At 60.4% G+C, this 18,420-nt stretch carries 14 protein-coding genes and 1 pseudogene; 12 read left to right on the top strand and 3 right to left on the bottom strand.

From position 1 onward, the window contains the following. Nucleotides 1-2 precede the first annotated feature (2 nt). From D0Y60_RS12525 to D0Y60_RS12500, 6 genes are all read left to right on the top strand, one after another. Nucleotides 3-1,019 (top strand): ABC transporter permease, encoded by a 1,017-nt coding sequence (locus D0Y60_RS12525; protein ID WP_117370274.1) that lies wholly within the window; start codon nucleotides 3-5, stop codon nucleotides 1,017-1,019. Beyond that, entirely contained in the window at nucleotides 1,019-1,990 is a 972-nt protein-coding gene (locus tag D0Y60_RS12520) for an ABC transporter permease (RefSeq protein ID WP_117370273.1), read from the top strand. The genes D0Y60_RS12525 and D0Y60_RS12520 overlap by 1 nt, the downstream gene beginning before the upstream one ends. Further along, the gene (locus D0Y60_RS12515) at nucleotides 1,987-2,946 is read left to right on the top strand and encodes an ABC transporter ATP-binding protein (protein ID WP_117370272.1); all 960 of its coding nucleotides are present in this window, start codon (nucleotides 1,987-1,989) and stop codon (nucleotides 2,944-2,946) included. The genes D0Y60_RS12520 and D0Y60_RS12515 overlap by 4 nt, the downstream gene beginning before the upstream one ends. Next, a complete protein-coding gene (locus D0Y60_RS12510; protein ID WP_199564170.1) occupies nucleotides 2,943-3,941 on the top strand; it encodes a dipeptide ABC transporter ATP-binding protein in 999 nt (332 codons plus the stop codon). Before D0Y60_RS12515 ends, D0Y60_RS12510 begins: the two co-directional genes overlap by 4 nt. Before the next feature lie 453 nt (nucleotides 3,942-4,394). Further along, entirely contained in the window at nucleotides 4,395-9,503 is a 5,109-nt protein-coding gene (locus tag D0Y60_RS12505; RefSeq protein WP_245409162.1) for an autotransporter outer membrane beta-barrel domain-containing protein, read from the top strand. 568 nt (nucleotides 9,504-10,071) lie between these two features. After that, on the top strand, nucleotides 10,072-11,238 hold the full coding sequence (locus D0Y60_RS12500; RefSeq protein WP_117370270.1) for a GGDEF domain-containing protein: 1,167 nt from the start codon (nucleotides 10,072-10,074) through the stop codon (nucleotides 11,236-11,238). Between the two features lie 281 nt (nucleotides 11,239-11,519). On the opposite strand, the gene D0Y60_RS12495 is transcribed toward D0Y60_RS12500, so the two are convergent. Both D0Y60_RS12495 and D0Y60_RS12490 read right to left on the bottom strand, forming a co-directional pair. Further along, a complete protein-coding gene (locus D0Y60_RS12495; protein ID WP_158565473.1) occupies nucleotides 11,520-12,881 on the bottom strand; it encodes an ATP-binding protein in 1,362 nt (453 codons plus the stop codon). Beyond that, nucleotides 12,868-13,545 (bottom strand): response regulator transcription factor, encoded by a 678-nt coding sequence (locus D0Y60_RS12490; RefSeq protein ID WP_117370268.1) that lies wholly within the window; start codon nucleotides 13,543-13,545, stop codon nucleotides 12,868-12,870. The genes D0Y60_RS12495 and D0Y60_RS12490 overlap by 14 nt, the downstream gene beginning before the upstream one ends. Nucleotides 13,546-13,712: 167 nt before the next feature. On the opposite strand from D0Y60_RS12490, the gene D0Y60_RS12485 reads away from it, so the two are divergent. From D0Y60_RS12485 to D0Y60_RS12475, 3 genes and pseudogenes are all read left to right on the top strand, one after another. Continuing rightward, nucleotides 13,713-14,114, top strand: coding sequence for a hypothetical protein (locus tag D0Y60_RS12485; RefSeq protein ID WP_117370267.1), 402 nt, complete (start codon nucleotides 13,713-13,715; stop codon nucleotides 14,112-14,114). After that, nucleotides 14,111-14,881: a hypothetical protein gene (locus D0Y60_RS12480; RefSeq protein ID WP_117370266.1), complete on the top strand. Its 771-nt coding sequence runs from the start codon at nucleotides 14,111-14,113 to the stop codon at nucleotides 14,879-14,881. Before D0Y60_RS12485 ends, D0Y60_RS12480 begins: the two co-directional genes overlap by 4 nt. A gap of 46 nt (nucleotides 14,882-14,927) precedes the next feature. Then, nucleotides 14,928-15,029 (top strand): annotated as a pseudogene (locus D0Y60_RS12475) (AraC family transcriptional regulator); the annotation flags it as partial. A gap of 314 nt (nucleotides 15,030-15,343) precedes the next feature. On the opposite strand, the gene D0Y60_RS12470 reads toward D0Y60_RS12475, so the two are convergent. Then, nucleotides 15,344-15,955, bottom strand: coding sequence for a glutathione S-transferase family protein (locus tag D0Y60_RS12470; RefSeq protein WP_117370264.1), 612 nt, complete (start codon nucleotides 15,953-15,955; stop codon nucleotides 15,344-15,346). A gap of 94 nt (nucleotides 15,956-16,049) precedes the next feature. Here D0Y60_RS12470 and D0Y60_RS12465 point away from each other — a divergent pair, with 94 nt between their 5' ends. The 3 genes from D0Y60_RS12465 to D0Y60_RS12455 all read left to right on the top strand — a co-directional run bounded on the left by D0Y60_RS12465 (nucleotide 16,050) and on the right by D0Y60_RS12455 (nucleotide 18,370). After that, nucleotides 16,050-16,769, top strand: a complete 720-nt coding sequence (locus D0Y60_RS12465; RefSeq protein ID WP_117370263.1) for a YafY family protein — start codon at nucleotides 16,050-16,052, stop codon at nucleotides 16,767-16,769. A 151-nt stretch (nucleotides 16,770-16,920) separates the two neighbouring features. Continuing rightward, the gene (locus tag D0Y60_RS12460) at nucleotides 16,921-17,355 is read left to right on the top strand and encodes a GNAT family N-acetyltransferase (protein WP_117370262.1); all 435 of its coding nucleotides are present in this window, start codon (nucleotides 16,921-16,923) and stop codon (nucleotides 17,353-17,355) included. A 382-nt stretch (nucleotides 17,356-17,737) separates the two neighbouring features. Beyond that, nucleotides 17,738-18,370 carry a pyridoxamine 5'-phosphate oxidase family protein gene (locus tag D0Y60_RS12455; RefSeq protein WP_117370261.1) on the top strand — a complete coding sequence of 211 codons (633 nt, stop codon included), beginning with the start codon at nucleotides 17,738-17,740 and terminating at the stop codon, nucleotides 18,368-18,370. Nucleotides 18,371-18,420: the final 50 nt, after the last annotated feature.

The following is an 18,420-nucleotide window of genomic DNA, read 5'->3' as shown; positions in this document are numbered from 1 at the left end:
GCGTGTCGAATGAAGCCGTTGCTGTGCAGCGCCGGACGCGAGGGCCTTGGGCCCTCGCTTTCGCGCGCCTGAGACGCAACAGGGCCGCCATGGCGTCCCTGGCCATCGTCGTCGTCATCGTCCTTTCTTGTCTCAGCGCGCCGCTTTATGCGCGCTGGGCGGGCGTGGACCCGTTCACATCGACGCTTGATGCCGTCATCCATATCGATGGCGTCGAAGTGCCGGTGATGGAGGCCTCCACCGAAGGTCTCGGCCTTGGCTACACGCCGATCGGCCCGACCTGGGAGCTCGGCAACTACTTCCTCGGCGCCGACAACCAGGGGCGGGACGTCATGGCGCGCCTGCTCTATGGCGGGCTGAGCTCGCTGATGATCGCGGCCGCCGCCACGGTCTTCACGCTGATCGTCGGCACCACGGCCGGCCTCGTCGCCGGCTATTTCGGTGGCGTCACGGACACGGTCCTGTCGCGGCTGCTCGATATCCTCTGGGCCTTCCCGATCTATCTTCTGGCGATCTCGCTTTCCATCGTCACCATCACCGCCGGCATTTCCATCGGCCCGATCACAATTGAATCCGGCAGTCTCTGGCTGCCCGTCATCATCATCGGCATCGTCTATGTGCCCTATGTGGCGCGGCCCATCCGCGGCCAGGTTCTGTCGCTGCGCAACAGCGAATTCGTGCTGGCCGCCATCAATCTCGGCGTGCCCGGCTGGCACATCCTCTGGCGCGACATCCAGCCGAACATCACGACGACGCTCATCGTCTTCGTGCCGCTGATGATGGCGCTGAACATGCTGACGGAATCGGCTCTGTCCTTCCTGTCGATCGGCGTGCAGCCGCCGGCCGCGAGCTGGGGCACGATCATCCAGGACGGACAGGCGCTGCTCTACACCCGTCCGCTCGTGGCGCTCGCGCCGGGTATCGCCATTGCACTGGCCGTAATGGCGCTCAACGTCTTCGGCGACGGTCTGCGCGATGCGCTCGACCCGCGCTCGAAGGTTCAACTGGGGCGCACCTGATGATCTACGCCATCCTGCGCCGCTTCGGTCAAATGCTGTTCGTGATGTTCGGCATTTCCGTCATCGTCTTCCTGATATTCTTCGCCACGCCCGGCTCCGATCCCGCCGCACGCATCGCCGGCCGCAACGCCTCGCCCGAGGTGCTGGAAGCCGTGCGCCACTCCTTCGGCTTCGACCGGCCGCTCTATGTGCAGTACGGCCTGATGATGCAGAAGATCTTTGTGACAGGCGATCTCACCTCCTTCGTCAATCGCGGCTGGAAGGTCGTGCCGGCCGTGCTCGACGCCATCCCGGTCACGCTGTCCCTGGTCTTCGGCGCGGCGATCCTCTGGGTCGTGGTCTCCGTGATCATCGGCATTGTCGCGGCGGCCACGCGCGACAGCTGGCTGGACAAACTGCTGATGGCGCTCGGCCTGATCGGCATTTCCATGCCGGTCTACTGGCTCGGCGAGGTGATGAACCTCATCACCCAGAGCCGTTATCACGATACCTGGCTGTTCTCCTGGGTGCCGCCGCTCGGCTACAAGCCGCTGATGAGCGATCCGAAGGGCTGGTTCCTGACGCTGGTCATTCCGTGGATCACGCTCGCCGTGCTCTATATCGGCATCTATGGCCGCGTGCTGCGCGCCGCGATCATCGAATCCATGCAAGAGGACTTCATCCGCACGGCGCGGGCGAAGGGTCTCTCGGAGACGCGCATCCTGCTGCGCCATGCGCTGCGCACCTCGCTGATCGCCTTCGTCACCCTGTTCGGCCTCGATTTCGGCGCGCTCGTCGGCGGTTCGGCACTGTTGACCGAGGTGGTCTTCGGCCTCAACGGCATCGGCAAGCTCACCTATGACGCGATGCAGAACCTCGACCTGCCGATGATCATGGCCACGGTGATGTATGCCTCGATGTTCGTGGTTATCGCCAATGCGGTGGTCGATTTCGTCTATATCCTTCTCGATCCCCGCGTGAGGACGTCATGATGCTCTCCGTGCGTGACCTGAAAGTCTCGTTCCGCACCGAAGACGGCCTTGTGTGGGCCATCGACGGCGTCTCCTTCGATCTCGACGAGGGCGAAATCCTCGGTGTCGTCGGCGAATCTGGCTCCGGCAAGACCGTCTCGCTGCTCGCCGTCATGGGATTGATCACCGATCCCAATGCGACGATCGAAGGCTCGATCCGCTACAAGGGCCGTGAGCTGGTCGGCCTGCCGGCGAAGGAGTTGCGCCGCCTGCGCGGCAACGAGATCGCCATGATCTTCCAGGACCCGATGACGGCGTTGACGCCGGTCTATACGATCGGTTGGCAGATCGCCGAGCAGATCCGCGCCCACCAGAATATCAGCAAGGCGAAGGCGCTGGACCGGGTGGAGGAGCTTCTGGCGGAGGTGAACTTCCCCAATCCGCGTGAGGCCATGTCGCGGTATCCGCACCAGCTGTCCGGCGGCATGCGCCAGCGTGCCGTCATCGCCATGGCGCTTTCCTGCAACCCGGCGCTACTTGTCGCCGACGAACCGACGACGGCGCTCGACGTCACCGTGCAGGCCGGCATTCTCGATCTCGTGCGCAAGCTGCGCGCCACCCACAATTCGGCCGTCGTCTTCATCACGCATGACATGGGCGTGGTCTCCGAACTCGCCGACCGGGTGATGGTCATGTATGCCGGCCGGGTGGTGGAGCGCGGCAGCCGATCCGCGCTGTTTGCCGATCCGCGCCACCCCTACACCCGCGCGCTGCTCGGCTCGATTCCGCCGCTAACCGGCGAGAAGCCGCGCCGCCTGCCGGCCATTCCCGGCTCCCCGCCGTCGCTTCTGCGCCTGCCGCAGGGCTGCGCCTTCGGTCCACGCTGTCCGCTGCGTTACGACGCCTGCGCCGCAGAGAAACCTGCCCTCGGGGATGGCCCCCACGCCGCCGCCTGTCTTCTGGAGGCGCAAGCATGAGCGACACGATGACCACAACGGAAGGCCCCATCCTCGAAACCCGCGCGCTGATGAAGCGGTTTTCCATCGGCACCCGTTTTTCGGCGGAGGGCCGGCGGACCGTGCATGCCGTCGACAATGTCTCGCTGACGGTGCGGCGCGGCGAAACGCTCGGGCTCGTTGGCGAATCCGGCTGCGGAAAGTCGACTCTCGCCCGCTGCCTCGTCCGGCTTTACGACATCACCGGCGGCAAGCTGTTCTTCGAGGGCGACGACATCACCGGCAAGTCGCTGCGCGAGATGCGGCCGCTGCGCCGCCGTCTGCAGATGGTGTTCCAGGACCCCTCCGCCTCGCTCAATCCGCGCCGCCGCGTCGGCGATCTCGTCGCCGAGCCGCTGCGCATCCACACCAAGCTTTCCGCGGCCGAAATCGACAGGCGCGTCGCCGAACTCTTCGATATCGTCGGCCTGCTGCCGGACCACGTCGCGCGCTATCCGCATGAATTTTCCGGCGGTCAGCGCCAGCGTGTCGGCATTGCCCGCGCCATCGCGCTCAATCCGGATCTGGTGGTGCTGGACGAGCCGGTCTCGGCGCTCGATGTGTCGGTGCAGGCGCAGATCGTCAACCTGCTCGCCGATCTCCAGGAAAAGCTCGGCCTCACCTATATCTTCATCGCCCATGACCTCTCGGTGGTGCGGCAGGTCTCGACGCGCATCGCGGTGATGTATCTGGGGTCGGTGGTCGAGGAAGGTCCCGCCGAAGCGGTGTTTTCAGCGCCTGCCCATCCCTACAGCCAGGCGCTGATCTCGGCCGTACCCGTAGTGGAGACGACGCCCGGCGGGTCGCGCAAGCGCATCCTCCTGACCGGTGATGTGCCGAGCCCGCTCAACCCGCCCTCTGGCTGCCGCTTCCATCCACGCTGTCCGATTGCTCGGGATCGCTGCCGCACCGAGCGCCCCGAGCCGCATTCCTTCGGCGCTGATCGCAAGGTCGCCTGCCACTTCCCGACGCTTTAGATGGCGTCTTTCTGGACAAGGATGAAAAGGGAAATATGCAAGCCGGGAGATGCGGATAAAAGCTGAACCATTTTATAGGGTTAGCTTGGCTGGGACTGCGTGAGCCCATCGATAACGTGATGTGCTTTTCATTGTGCCATCGGATGTAAGTACAACTTCCATTTACCATCGATTAACCAAAAAATGGTCTTCTTTGGATAGGTCTGGTTTTGCGTCCTTTTCAGCTTGTTAATATGGACAAGGACGATGCGCAAATTGCAGGGTTCGACGAGAAGCCCAGAATTCCTTTCGGTAGCCCCGATTTGCGGGTTTTCTTTTCATCCATCGCCGATCCGAGCAGGTGGAACGCAGTTCTTGTCGTCAAACTCATCCATGCCGGTGCGAACTGGATACGATCCAGTAGCCGGATGGCGCAATTTATTGCTGCCTCGCGTTGCATTGCTTGGTTGCCTAATGGCTGGCACCGCACACCCTGTATTGGCGCAGACTGCCTGGACCGGAGCATCGGGGAACGACGACTGGTTCGACGCCGGAAACTGGAATACTTCGGCCGTGCCGGATGCGTCGACGTCTATAGAGGTGAACCCTGGCGACGCCGTCATCTCAGGCAACGCTGCTAAAGGGGACACTGTAACCATAGGGTCTGGCGGCACTTTGACCGTGACGGGGGCGGGGTCGACACTGACGACCACGGAAACCCGTGCGGATGGCGGGGCTTTCAATATCGAAAACGGCGGCCTGGTCTCCAACAGCTACGGCTTTGTCGACGGCGTTGCCACGGTGTCGGGAGATGATGGTGGCGGGAACGCCTCGACCTGGATCAACAACAGCTATTTCGTGGTTGGTGAAAGCGCCACTGGCTCACTGAATATCCTCAATGGCGGCAAGGTTCTCGTAAACACGGATGCCTATCTTGGGCTATTTTTCCACGGCGGCGCGCTGGTTTCCGGGACCGGTTCATCCTGGGAAAATACAGGACGGCTGACCATCGATAATGGAAGTTTGCGGATTGAGGATGGCGGGCGTGTCTCAAATACCCTGGCTATCATCGGCGACTTGAATGTCGCGGATGCGGTTGTCACCGGCGGAGCCTCGACATGGGTCAATTCCGGACAACTTACCGTCGGCAGTTACGGCATAGGTACCTTGCTTGTCGAAGACGGCGCCACCGTCACGAGTTCCCAAGGCTATGTGGGAGCAGGTGCCGGCAGCGTCGGAACCGTTACAGTGACGGGAAGCAATTCGAGCTGGGAGGTGACGGACTTCAACCTCAACCTGGGTAATTTCGGTGTAGGTTCGATGACGATCGAAGACGGGGCGCGCGTTTTCGCACAGGGGGGCATTGACCTCGGTGTTTCAGCGACAGATGCGAGCGGGACGCTGAACATCAACGGCACGCCTGGGGCTCGCGGGATTCTGGAAACGAGTGGGTTCAGCGGCGGCATCGGAATTGCGGATCTGACAATTGATGGCGGTATTGTGCGTGCCATCACTGATAACGCCTGGTTCTTTTACGATTACGGCAGTCAGCAGGTCAACCTTGGCGCCGGCGGTGGAATCATCGACACAAATGGTTACAATATCCGCATTGCTCCTGTAATCGCCGGCGTGGGCGGCTTGACCAAGGACGGCCTGGGTACACTGACTCTCACCGGTGAGAACACTTTCGGTGGCGGTACCACAATCGTCGAAGGCATCCTGCGGCTTGGTAACGGGGGGACGACAGGTTCGATCCTTGGCGACGTTACCAATAACGGTATTCTGGCCTTCAACCGCGCGGATTCAGTGACATTCGACGGCGTCATCTCGGGCAATGGCGCGGTTGAAAAAGCCGGTTTGGGTACCACGATCCTGACGGCAGGCAACAGCTATACCGGCGGCACGACGATTACGGCCGGCACGCTCCAGCTGGGCGATGGCAACACGACCGGTAGCATCCTCGGAGACGTCGCCAACAACGGCATCCTGGCGTTCAACCGCTCGGACAATGTGATTTTTTCTGGCCTGATCTCGGGCAACGGCGGCATTGAACAGGCCGGCACCGGCAAGACGACGCTGACCGCTGACAATACCTCTGCAGGCAACACCACGATTGCACGCGGCACGTTACAACTGGGCAACGGCGGCACCACGGGCTCCGTCGCCGGGAATGTTACAAACAACGGTACACTGATCTTTGATCGGTCCAACACCTTAGTGTTCGACGGCGTCATCTCGGGCGGCGGAACGATGGTCAAGAACGGCGCCGGTGTGCTGGAACTGACCGCGAACAACAGCTATCTCGGCGCCACTGCCGTGAATAGCGGTACGCTTTTGGTCAACGGCGACCAGAGTGCGGCGACCGGATTGACCACGGTCAACAGCGGCGCCACGCTCGGCGGCAGCGGCACGCTGGGCGGCGACGTAACGATTGCTGACGGTGCGGTCCTGGCGCCGGGCAACAGTCCGGGCACCTTGACGATCAACGGCGACCTGTCGCTCGCCAGCGGCGCGACATTGAACTACCAGTTCGGCGAAGCAGGCGTGGTCGGCGGCGCCCTCAACGATTTGGTCAATGTCGGCGGTGACCTGATCCTGGACGGGACGCTCAATGTGTCCGTATCGTCCGGCGGCACTTTCGGCAGCGGCATTTACCGCGTGTTCAACTACGACGGCACGCTGACCGACAACGGACTTGAACTCGGTACGATGCCGTTTGGCAGCGACACCATCCTGCAGACGGCGGTGAACCACCAGGTAAACCTGATCAATACGGCAGGGCTGGACCTGAGTTTCTGGGACGGTGGTGCCGGTCTCAAGAATGACGGGACGATCAACGGTGGCGACGGCGTCTGGCATGTTGGTGGCGCCGACGACAATTGGACCGAGGCGACCGGGACGATCAATGCGCCCTATGAGAACGGCAGCTTCGCCGTCTTTGCCGGTGCGTCCGGCACGGTGACGGTGGACAATAGCGACGGTGCTGTGAAGGTTGCGGGCATGCAGTTTGCCACCGATGGCTATGCGGTCACTGGCGATGCGCTGACGCTCGTCGGGCCGCAGGCGACGGTTCGCGTCGGCGACGGGACGGCGACAGGTGCGGGGTATACCGCCACCATCGACGCGGACCTGACCGGCACCAGCCAGCTCGTCAAGACCGATCTCGGCACGCTCGTGCTGCGCGGCACGAACACCTATACCGGCGGCACGGCGATTAACGGCGGCACGGTGCAGATCGCCTCCGACGCCAATCTTGGCGCGGCCACGGGTGGTTTGTCGTTCGATGGCGGTACGCTCAACACCACCGCCGACATCACCTCCGGCCGCAACGTGGATCTGGCTGGCGCAGGTACATTCCGGACCGGCGCAGGCACGACGGCGACGCTCACCGGCAGTGTGAGCGGCGTGGGTTCCCTGATCAAGGATGGGGCGGGAAACCTCGTCATCTCCGGCAATGCAACGCAGACCGGCGGCACGACGATCACCGCCGGAACGCTGCAGGTGGGCAATGGTGCCACCTCGGGCAGCCTCGAGGGTAACGTTACGAACAACGGTATCCTGGCGTTCAACCGCTCCGACGACATTACCTTCAATGGCACGATCACCGGTAGCGGTTCTCTCAACAAGCTTGGTTCGGGTACAACTACTCTGACCGGCGACAGCCGCTATAGCGGCGGGACCAGGATCGCCAACGGCACGCTGGAACTCGGCAACGGCGGCACCTCGGGCTCGATCCGCGGCAACGTCACCAACAACGGAATTCTGGCGTTCAACCGCGCGGATGCCGTGACATTCGACGGCGTCATCTCGGGGGTAGGGCGTGTCCACCAGACCGGCAGCGGGAAGACCGTTCTCACTGCCGACAACACTTATACTGGCGGGACAACGATTGCCGACGGCACCTTGGAACTCGGAGACGGTGGCACGACGGGCTCGCTTCTGGGCGACGTGACCAACAACGGCACTCTGGCCTTCAATCGCACGGATGTTGTGACATTCGACGGTGCAATTACCGGAACCGGCGGCATTGACCAGATCGGCATGGGAACCACCATTCTCACGGGCGACAGTTCTGCCCTGACTGGCAGTTCCCAGGTCCAAAAGGGAGTTCTATCGGTCAACGGCGTTCTGGGCGGATCGATGGCGGTCAAAGGCGGGAGACTTCAGGGCATCGGACAGGTGGGAGAAACCACGAACTTTGCCGGAGGCACGATTGCACCCGGAGATTCGATCGGCATGCTCACCGTCGCCGGCGATTATGTCGGCCGCGGGGGCACGCTGGAAATCGAGACCGTACTTGGCGATGACAGTTCCGCCACCGACAAACTGATCGTTACCGGCAATACGTCGGGCAACACAAATGTGCACGTGACCAACCTCGCCGGTGTCGGGGCACAAACCTCCGAAGGCATCAAGATCATCGATGTCGCCGGCGTGTCGGACGGCAGCTTCACGCTTCTCGGGAACTATGTGTTCGAGGGCGACCAGGCGGTGATAGCGGGTGCCTACGCGTATCGCCTTTACCAGGGCGGCGGGAGCACACCCACCGACGGTGATTGGTATCTGCGCTCGGTCCTGGATGCCGAAACTCCTCTCTACCAGCCGCTCACTCCGATCTACGAGGTCTATGCAGACGTGCTGCAGAGTTTCAACCAACTTGATACGCTGCAACAGCGCCTTGGCAACCGCTCATGGTCAAGCGGCACCACCGTGGCGACCTCGGCGGCCAATGCCGACGGTGCGGGACGCGGCATGTGGGGGCGGATCCTCGGGCGACAGGTTAGTATCGACCCAAGACGGTCGACTACAGGCGCGAATTATGATGTAGACATCTGGCAATTGCAGGGCGGGGCCGATGGCGAGCTCTACTCTGGAGATGCAGGTGATCTGGTCCTCGGTTTTTCCGGGCGCTACGGCACAGTCTCCGCCGATGTGTCTTCGACTTTCGGCGACGGCTCGATCACAAGTACCGGTTTTGGTCTTGATGGGTCGATGACCTGGTACGGGACATCCGGCCTTTATGTGGATGCCCAAGCGAACGCCACCTGGTACGACAGCGACCTTACTTCTTCCGCTGTGGCTAGCGGCCGGATCTCGGGCAATGATGGCTTCGGCTATGCATTCGGACTGGAGGCAGGACAACAGATTGCGCTTGGCGCCAATTGGTCAGTGACCCCGCAGGCGCAGTTGACCTATTCGAGAATCGACTACGACGACTTCACCGATCCCTTCGGCGGTGCGGTTTCACTGAAGGACGCGCATAGGCTCAGAGGGCGCCTTGGCATGTCTGCCGACTACGAGAACAGCTGGGCCGATCGAAACGGCCAGACACGTCGTCTCCATGCCTATGGCGTTGCGAACCTCTACTACGACTTACAGTCGAACTCGGATGTCCGGGTTTCCGGTGTCAAGTTCATGACCGAGCAGGAGGCACTCTGGGGTGGGCTCGGTTTAGGGGGCACATACAGTTGGGGCGATGATAAATACGCCATCTATGGCGAAGCCACGGTCGATACGAGTCTGAATAATTTCGGGCATACCCATACTCTGACAGGGAGAATGGGTCTGAATGTCAAATTCTAGGCTGCCAATATGGCTCGGCACGGAGATAAAATCTCTTAAGCGGCTATATTGAAAGAAAAAGGCTCCAGTAGCCTTTTTCATTGACGTTGCCGTTGCGAAAAAGCAGCGATCATCACCGATGACCGACGCCCATCTTTTTAGGGTCTGTCCGTCCCGCAAGTGACGACATCGCTACCTTGAGCTTCGATGACGTAGGAAGCATTGGCGACCCGGCGGAGCTGTTGCTTCCGGCGGCGACCGAATGTGGCCATCCATCATCTATCCTTTTCATCGTCGCCCTATGGATCTACTTTTGCCCGGCGTCTCGACTGGCATCGCACTGATGTCGTCACCTTTAGTCTGACCGAGTTTGCCGTCGCTTGGCGGAAGTCGCGCCAGTGCTGACGGCGGGTCACCACTGGCCCTTCTGATCGTGGCGGAACTTAAATCCCATGCTTGTTAGGCTATGAAGCGCGCAAGGAAAGGTGGTCCTTTATAGACGCGCTTCACCTGATATTTACGCAGACAGGGTAATCACACTCTCTGCGGATGGACGAAAGGCAAGAGTTTATCTCGACGTGGGTGACATATGAGCTATCAGAGCGTCATCGGACTGCTAAATACAAGCATGTCGGCAATATTTTGCGTGTCGCTGTTCGCTCTGTGGCGCCACCATAGTCACCTTAATTATATCGGAATATTAGTTCTTTCTTATGCGATAAGGGTTCTTTGCTTTGGCATATTCTATTTTGCCTTTGCGTTGGAGAACCCAGTCTTGCGGCTGGTGGCTAACGTATTCCTGATGTTGGCAATGATATTGTTGTCCGCCGGGTTGTCTAATCGGCGCGGACAAAGGCCTCGCTATCAGGTCCTAGTGGCTATAGCTGCAATAGCGCTGGGAGCGCTCTATTACCATCAGTTCGTAGCGGTCAGCCTGCTTGCGCGCGTTATTTATCTCAATTGCGGACTCGCTGCGGTCGGCTTCGTCATGCTGCTTGACGTTGCAAAGCTGTCACAGCGAACTCCTGTCGAACAAGTGCTATTCGGCCTTATAATCATTTCGTGTGCGGGGTTCCTGCTGAGACCCCTGTATTTACTCGCGTCCGGTGTCGAAGTCGGGCAGTTCGAAGGAAGTTATTGGCTGGTCGTCTCCATCTCGGATGCCCTTATCTGCGCGATGACAGCAGTGGGCATATTCGCGGTGATCGCGAGCGACGTCATGGAGGGGATAAAATCGGACGCTCAAGTTGACGCTTTGTCCGGGTTACTCAATCGCAGGGGTTTCGAACCTCGGGCGCGCGACGCGCTGGCGCGACAGACCGCCAGCGCCCCGGTCGCAGTGATCCTGAGTGACCTCGATCACTTTAAATCGATCAACGATCGCTTTGGGCACGTCGGCGGCGACAGGATTATCCAGAGTTTCTCAGAAGTGCTCAAAGAAAAAGCCCCGCGTGATGCGATCATAACCCGCCTTGGCGGCGAGGAATTTGCGGTGGTGCTGCCACCCGGCAAGGCCACTACTGCGCACCTGTTAGCGGAAGAGGCGCGGAAGACATTCAAAGAGGTCGCACCGGGTATCGTTTCGGGAGAAGCACGCCCGACGGCCAGCTTCGGAATTGCAATTGCGCAGGAGGGTGAGCGCCTCGAAGCTCTAATGGATCGTGCCGACCGCGCGCTTTACCAGGCCAAGGCTGACGGACGAGATTGCGTTCGACCCGTTGGCCATAATTCGCGCGCTGGGATGGCTGTCAACTGAAGAGAGGCTAGATACCAGGCTCCGCTTTTGGTCGATCTGCCGGTGCTTAGAATGGCGAGGTGCCGTATCTCCTGTCCATCGACGGTTTACTCCAAGAGTCGATAATGGCCTAACGTCGATTACCTCCTCCGCGGCCAGATGCCCCTCTGCGCGTCGTTGGGCCTGCGCTTTTACAGAGGGAAAACGACCCGTTCGTCGTGAAAGTAATGGGGGCCTTATCGATGCGGCCCTATCCTTGCTGTGCATAGAAATTTTCGCGACGCTCATATCTGTCGATGACGTCACGCCCTGACGCTTCTTTGAAAAGTCAGATCGATCCGTAGCCCAGGCCCTGCATCAGCTAGGACGAGGTCGACGTTGTGAAGGTCAGCCACCGCCTTTACCAGGGCAAGCCCCAGTCCGGTGCCTTCGGTGCTGCGGCTCTTTTCGAGCCGATAGAGACGGCGCAGCACTTTTTCGCGCTCATCGGCTGGGATGCCCGGTCCGGTGTCGCTCACCGAAGCGATTACCCGCTCGGCGGTTCCGCGCACGGCACAGGTGATTTGCGTGCCCGGTGTGCAATGGCGGATCGAGTTCTCGATGAGGTTGGCTAAAGTTTGCGTCAGCAACTCCCTGTCGCCATCTACGAAGGCCGAGCCGGTGACATCGAGGTAAAGGGTATGGCCCCCATCGGCAGCCACATCGGCGTAAATCTCCGCCATGGTCCGCATCAGGGCGGCCAAATCCACCGCTGTGAATTGCGAACGCCGGGCGCCGGTCTCGATCTGGGCGATACGGAGCAAGGCGGAGAACGTCTCGTTGATCCTGTCGCTCTCGGCAATCGCCTCCACCAGATCATCTTCGATGGACAGGCCGTCCGCACGTCTCGTAGCGGCGTTCTCGATCTTGATCCGCAGTCGGTTGAGGGGGGTGCGCAGATCGTGGGCGATGTCAGCACTGACTTGCCGCATCGCCTCGACGTAGCCTTCGAGCCGGACGAGGCTAACATTGATCGCCGAGGAGATGCGGTCGAGATCATCGCCCTTCCCGGAGACCGGCAGGCGCGCGGACAAATCCCCATGCGCCAACAGGGCGACGGCGGCTTCGGCGCGGGAGAGCCGATTCTGAACCCGCGCCGCGAGGATCGCGCCGGCCGCAACGGTCGCCAACCCGGCAACAAGGGCCGCCCAACCGAAGGCGCCGAGAACGATGGTCTGCAATTCCTCCTGATCGGCATCCGTGAGGCCCACGGCAAGGCGGTATCGTCCAGCCGAGCCTGAAAACACCCGGTAGAAATAACCCGTAGAAATGCCCAGTCCTGCGGCGGGGAGGGTGGACCAGCCTGGCGGCAGGGTCACGTTTTTGATATTGCCGGCTAGCACCTCGCCCTTGCCGTCCGTCAGCAGATAGGCGGTCGACCGGTCGGGACTGGCTTTGATGCGGGTGGTGACGGCTTCTATCAGGTCGATCCGGTCATCGAGGAGGCTCGTCTCTGCAATCGCGTTAAAAATCTCGGTCACGCGGGCATCTTGCCGCGCCGCCAGTCGCTCCCGCATCAGGCCGTAGCCAATGGCGCCGGCAAGGATCAGCGTGGTCAGCACCAGCAAGGTTACGCCCAGCGCCAGCCGGAACGAACTGTGCCGCCACAGGTCAGCGGGCCGCATGGAGCGAATAGCCCATATTTTTGACAGTGTGCAGCAAAGCGGTCTCGAAGGGTTTGTCGATCTTGGCTCGCAGGCGGCTGACATGGGTCTCGACCACAGAGGTCTTGGGATCGAAGTGGAAATCCCAGACGCGCTCCAGCAGCATTGTTCGCGTCACCACTCGTCCCTCGTTGCGCATCAGCACTTCGAGCAGCGTGAACTCCCGGGGCAGGAGGTCGATCGGCTGCCCGGCGCGAAAGGCGGTCCGACGCATCAGGTCAAGCTCCAGATCGGCGACGCGCAGCACGGTTTTTACCTCCTGCACTGGCGGGCGGCGGGCGAGTGCATTGACGCGCGCCATCAACTCGGCGAAGGCGAAGGGCTTGGTCAGATAATCGTCGGCGCCTGCTTCCAGCCCGTCGACCCGGTCGTCGATGCCGCCGAGCGCCGTCAGGAACAGAACAGGGGTCTTGCGGCCCGCGGCGCGCAAGGCCCGAACGAGCGACAGCCCGTCCAGCCCCGGCAACATCCGGTCGACCACCAGCACGTCATAGGTCTCGCGCGTCGCCTGAAACAGGCCGTCCGTGCCGTCCGCTAAAACATCACAGACATGGCCCTGTTCGGAAAGGCCGCGCCCGACGTAGGCGGAAACGGAAGGATCATCCTCGATCAGCAGGATACGCATAGGTGCTTTCGGTGGCTCAAGCATGAAGGGTTGTTCCTAGGATCGGGGAACTGCTTCACGCCGGGTTCTCGCCCACTATACAAATCTGTAATCCGGTTGAAAGCTGGGTGGATGGTGGTGTGTTTAAACCGTGGCCAGGAAAAACATCTTTCTACCGGAGCACCTTCATGAAACAGTTTCTCCTGGCCACGGTTTTGATCGCGGTGCCAGTCGCCGCTTTCACTGGCTTTCAGGTCTATCAGAGCCGGGCGAACGCCGCCGCAGGTGTCACCGCCTCCGGTCTAGGCGATCTCTCGGCATTCAATTCCATCGTCACGGACGTGCAAAAGATCGCCGGCACAGGCGACCTGCCGGGTGCAAAGAGCCGGATAAAGGATTTCGAGATCGCCTGGGACGACGCCGAGGCGGGACTGAGGCCGATGGACCCCGCCCGCTGGAGCACGATAGACGAGGCCGCCGACGTTGCGCTATCGGCACTTCGCGCCAAGGCCGCGGATCCAGCAGCGGTCAAGGGAACGCTTGCGGCGTTGCAGGCCGCTTTGATCGACGGGAAGGCGGTGACGCAATGAGCCCGGCAAGGTCCGCTTCCTCCGCCGTAAATCGTGTGCCGGAGGTGACACTGAATTTCTGGCTGATCAAGCTGATGGCAGTCACCATGGGGGAAACCGCCGCAGACTATCTCGCGGTCAATCTCGGCTTCGGCCTGGCGGCGACGTCGCTGGTCATGACAGCGGTCCTAATCTGGGCGCTCGCTCTGCAATTCGGGCAGAAACGTTATGTACCCTGGAGCTACTGGCTGGCCGTCGTATTGATCAGCATCGTCGGCACGCTGATCACCGACAATCTGGTGGACAATTTCGGCGTGCCGCTCATCGTCACGACCATCTTCTTCACCGCCGCACTCGCAGCGACATTCCTTCTCTGGTTCCTTTCCGAGGGGACGCTTTCGATCCATGCGATCTTCACGACCCGGCGTGAAGTCTATTACTGGCTGGCGATCCTGTTCACCTTTGCGCTTGGCACGGCCGCCGGCGATCTGGTGGCCGAGCAGTTCGGTCTCGGCTATCTCTCAACCGGCATCCTGTTCGGCATGATCATCGCCTCGCTCGCACTCGGCTACTTCCTGTTAGGCCTCGATGCAATCCTCGGCTTCTGGCTGGTGTACATCTTGACCCGTCCACTCGGCGCATCCTTCGGGGATCTTCTGTCGCAGCCCGCGCAATATGGCGGGCTTGGTCTGGGCACCGTCATCACCAGCGCTTTGTTTCTTGGCGCAATCAGCGTGATCGTCGGATCGATGAGCCTTCGTCGCGAGGATCCGACCTGCTCAGCATGATATGGCGTTGAATGCCCTTCGCGGAAGCGTCCCTGCGAAACCTGAACGCATCGGCGATATCGCGCTTGAAGTCGGGTTCAGCGACATCTCCTATTTCAATCGATGCTTCAGAAAACGGTTCGGATGCAGCCCGAGAGCGGTGCGGTGAAACGGTCCGAGACAACCGCGCGGCTTACGCCTGCATGGGCTCGTGATTGTCTGGATCGCAGCGCTGGCTTATTGCGCGATGAAGATGATGGAGGAGACGGCGCGTATAGCAGCGCTCAGCCTATGGGGCTTATTCTCCCTCCGCTGCTTGCCCACCCCACCATCCGTCTTGAGTTCGCGCTATGACGTTGCCTATTCGGCAGGCGCCACAACACGCAGCGGCGGGCGATAAGCCTCGATACGACGCACAACCCTGCGCACGCAAGCTGATCTTCTCGCGCGGGGCCGCCCGGTTGGAGCGGTCTGTACTCGCGATCAGGCCGCAGCCGCGATGCGGTCATCGTAGTCGGTGGTCCATTTCAACGATGGCCGCTCGCCGCACCGCCGTATCCAGGTCTTGACCACGTCACTGTTCGGTGTCGCTGCTGGATACCAGGCGAAGGGTGAATGCAGCAGCAGATCGACAGCTGTGTATCGCTCTCCCAGCAGATAGGGGCTGTCCTTGAGTGTGGTCTCAAGGCGTGTGGCCATCTCCGCCGGGCTGCGGAAAGTAAAATCAACGAAAGGATGCGAGATTCCGGCTGCCTGCATTATCAGCACGGGCTCGACCACGCCAGCATACCAGGCGAGCCAGCTGAGATACCGACCGCGCTGTGAATCGCCCGCGCTCGGCGCCATATTTTTGTTCTGGAAGAGATCCGTCAGGTACTGAATTATCGCGATGCTCTCCCAGATCACGATGTCGTCGTGTATGAGCAGCGGCACCTTACCTTCAGGATGTGGGTTTTCCGGATCCTTGCGGCCGCTGCCATCGCCGCGGGTGATATCGACGATCTGGATCGCGACCTTGTCGAGGGCGTCGAGTTCGCGAAGCAGGGTGACGATACGCGACGAGCGCGAGTGGGGCGAATGAAAGAGCGTCAGCATGGTCTGGATCCTCGGTTGCGTTTGGCAATGCGGATCTTGTACAGTCGGCCAACTGCCATTTTTCGTCAGTAGGCGTCCTCTATTTTCCAAAGCCATGCCTCGCAGTGATCGCCTCTTCCGCCTGCTCCAGGCGCTTCGTACCCTTCACTCCCCGGTCACGGCCGCGCGCCTTTCCGAGGAGACTGGCGTGTCCTTGCGCTCAGTCTATCGGGACATCGACGGCCTGCGTACTGCCGGTGCCGTCATCGATGGCGAGCGCGGCTTCGGTTACCGGCTGACGGAAGACATCGCCTTGCCGCCGCAGATGTTTACACGTCTTGAGATTGAAGCTTTGGTGCTCGGCCTCGCGGAGGTGAAACATATGGGGGAGCCGGCTCTTGCGACGGCGGCAGGTGCGGTCCTTTCGAAGATAACGGCAACGCTGCCCGATCGACTACAACGCCAGGCGCTGCACGCCGCCTCACATGTTTATCGCTTCGAACGCCGCGATCCGCCGGTTGCCGATATCGGCCTTCTGCGCGAAGCGTGCTGGCAGGAGCGCGCCGTAGTGATAGGTTATTTGGACGCGGGGCAACAACGGACCGACCGGCAAGTGCTACCGTTGGCGATCGTCTATCTGGAGCGGATGTTGGTGCTGCTTGCCTGGTGTTGCCTCAGGCAGGATTACCGTAAGTTCCGCGTCGACCGCATCGTCGATATCCGCATGACGGAGGAGAGTTTCCGCCCGCGCCGGGTGCCGATGCTCAGGGATTTTGTCGCCGTTCTGAATGCAGGCGCACCGGAAACGTCGAAGATGACCTTGAGCGGACAGTAGCAAAATCGCATTAAGGGCGGGCTCTGTGGAATGACGCGGCGCGAACACAAGCCCGAGATCTGCTGTCAGCTTTGGATCGCCATTGACAAATCACCTGGCTTGAAGTGGGAAGCCTGCTATTTAGGCATTCAACCGAAGGCGACCTTTCTAAATGAAGAGTTCTGAATACTGCACCATCTCCAGGCCTGTGACGGTGGAAGAGTATCTGCACCTTCGTGCCGCCGCCGGCCTCAGCGCGTTCTCTGAAAACGCGGCCCGCTTAGGGCTGGCAGGAACGCTCTATTCAATCGTTGTGATGTATCGCGACGCAGCTGTCGGAATGGGTCGGTTAATTGGCGATGGAGGCTGCTTTTTTCAGGTTGTCGATATCGCCGTACATCCTGATCACCAAGGGCGAGGGCTTGGAAAAGCGATCATGGAGGCGATCATGGCATATGTCGCGCGAGAATTACCTATCTCGTCTTATGTAAGCCTCATCGCGGATGTTCCCGCAAATAAGCTCTATGAGAAATTCGGTTTCAAGGAAACGGCTCCGAGATCATTGGGGATGGCGTATCGCGTAACGCGGTCTGGACACCAAAACTAAGCGGCGTTCTGGTCGTTTTAAGTGCCTTCCTTCATCCCTGTTGGAGCGCCAGCGAACCCGAAACGGGACGATGCATGTCAGGGCTGACTGGGGCTAGGGTTCTCGACGCATGAGGATATCATGCGCGTTTCTCGAGCGCGACGCGTTCACGACGGCTCCAGCACGCTGGCTACACGGCAGGTCCGCTCGATACTAAGCATTGAAACCTGTGTGATATCCGGGCGCCGTAAGAGCCGCCATCCAAAAAACGTTTGGCGATGTGGCCCGAGTTTGGCCCGCAGTTTCGAGTTGGCGCGCCCATCTGACGCCGATGCAGCGGGAGACTCTTGACAATATGAGGTACGTACATCAATGAGGGGTTTGTTCTCAGGAGGGGAAATCTATGGAAGAGAGATTTGTGATCAACGACGAGCAGACACTGCGGGAACTATATCCAGCGACGCATGATCTTGCGGTTCAGAAGATGCAGGCAACTCTTGGCATGCATGCCCAGGAATTCATCCGGCGTTCACCGTTTCTTTGTTTGGGTACTCAGGACCTGAATGGTCGCGCCGATGTGAGCCCGCGCGGCGATCCGCCCGGCTTCGTGAAAATCTTGGACAGCAAAACGCTGGTTATCCCCGATCGTCCCGGAAACAACAGATTGGATAGCCTGTCCAACATCATAGCAAATCCGGCGGTTGGGCTATTGTTCATGATACCTGGCTTTGAAGACACCCTTCGGGTCAACGGGGCTGCCAGATTGGTTACCGACCCGAAACTTCTGGAGACGATGACGGTCAACAATCGAGCCCCGGTACTCGCAATTGTTGTGCAGGTCAAACAGGTCTTTCTGCATTGTGCAAAGGCTCTCAAGCGTTCGCAGCTTTGGGATCCAAGTCAACGCCAGGATCGCAGCCAAATGCCGTCGTTGATTAGGATGATCCTCGATGAAACGACTGGTGCACCAAGCGAGGAGGAGATGCGGGTGATCGATGCAGGCTTGGAGGACGACTACAGGAAGACGATGTACTAGATAGGCTGTTGCGCCTTTCCTTGCAATTCTCTCGCGGTAATCGCGAAAAG

The organism is Shinella sp. WSJ-2, from assembly GCF_003432075.1.
In the GTDB taxonomy this organism is placed as follows: Bacteria; Pseudomonadota; Alphaproteobacteria; order Rhizobiales; family Rhizobiaceae; genus Shinella.
The sequence above is the reverse complement of the archived record's forward strand: the minus strand, read 5'-3'. Positions and strand labels throughout refer to the sequence as shown.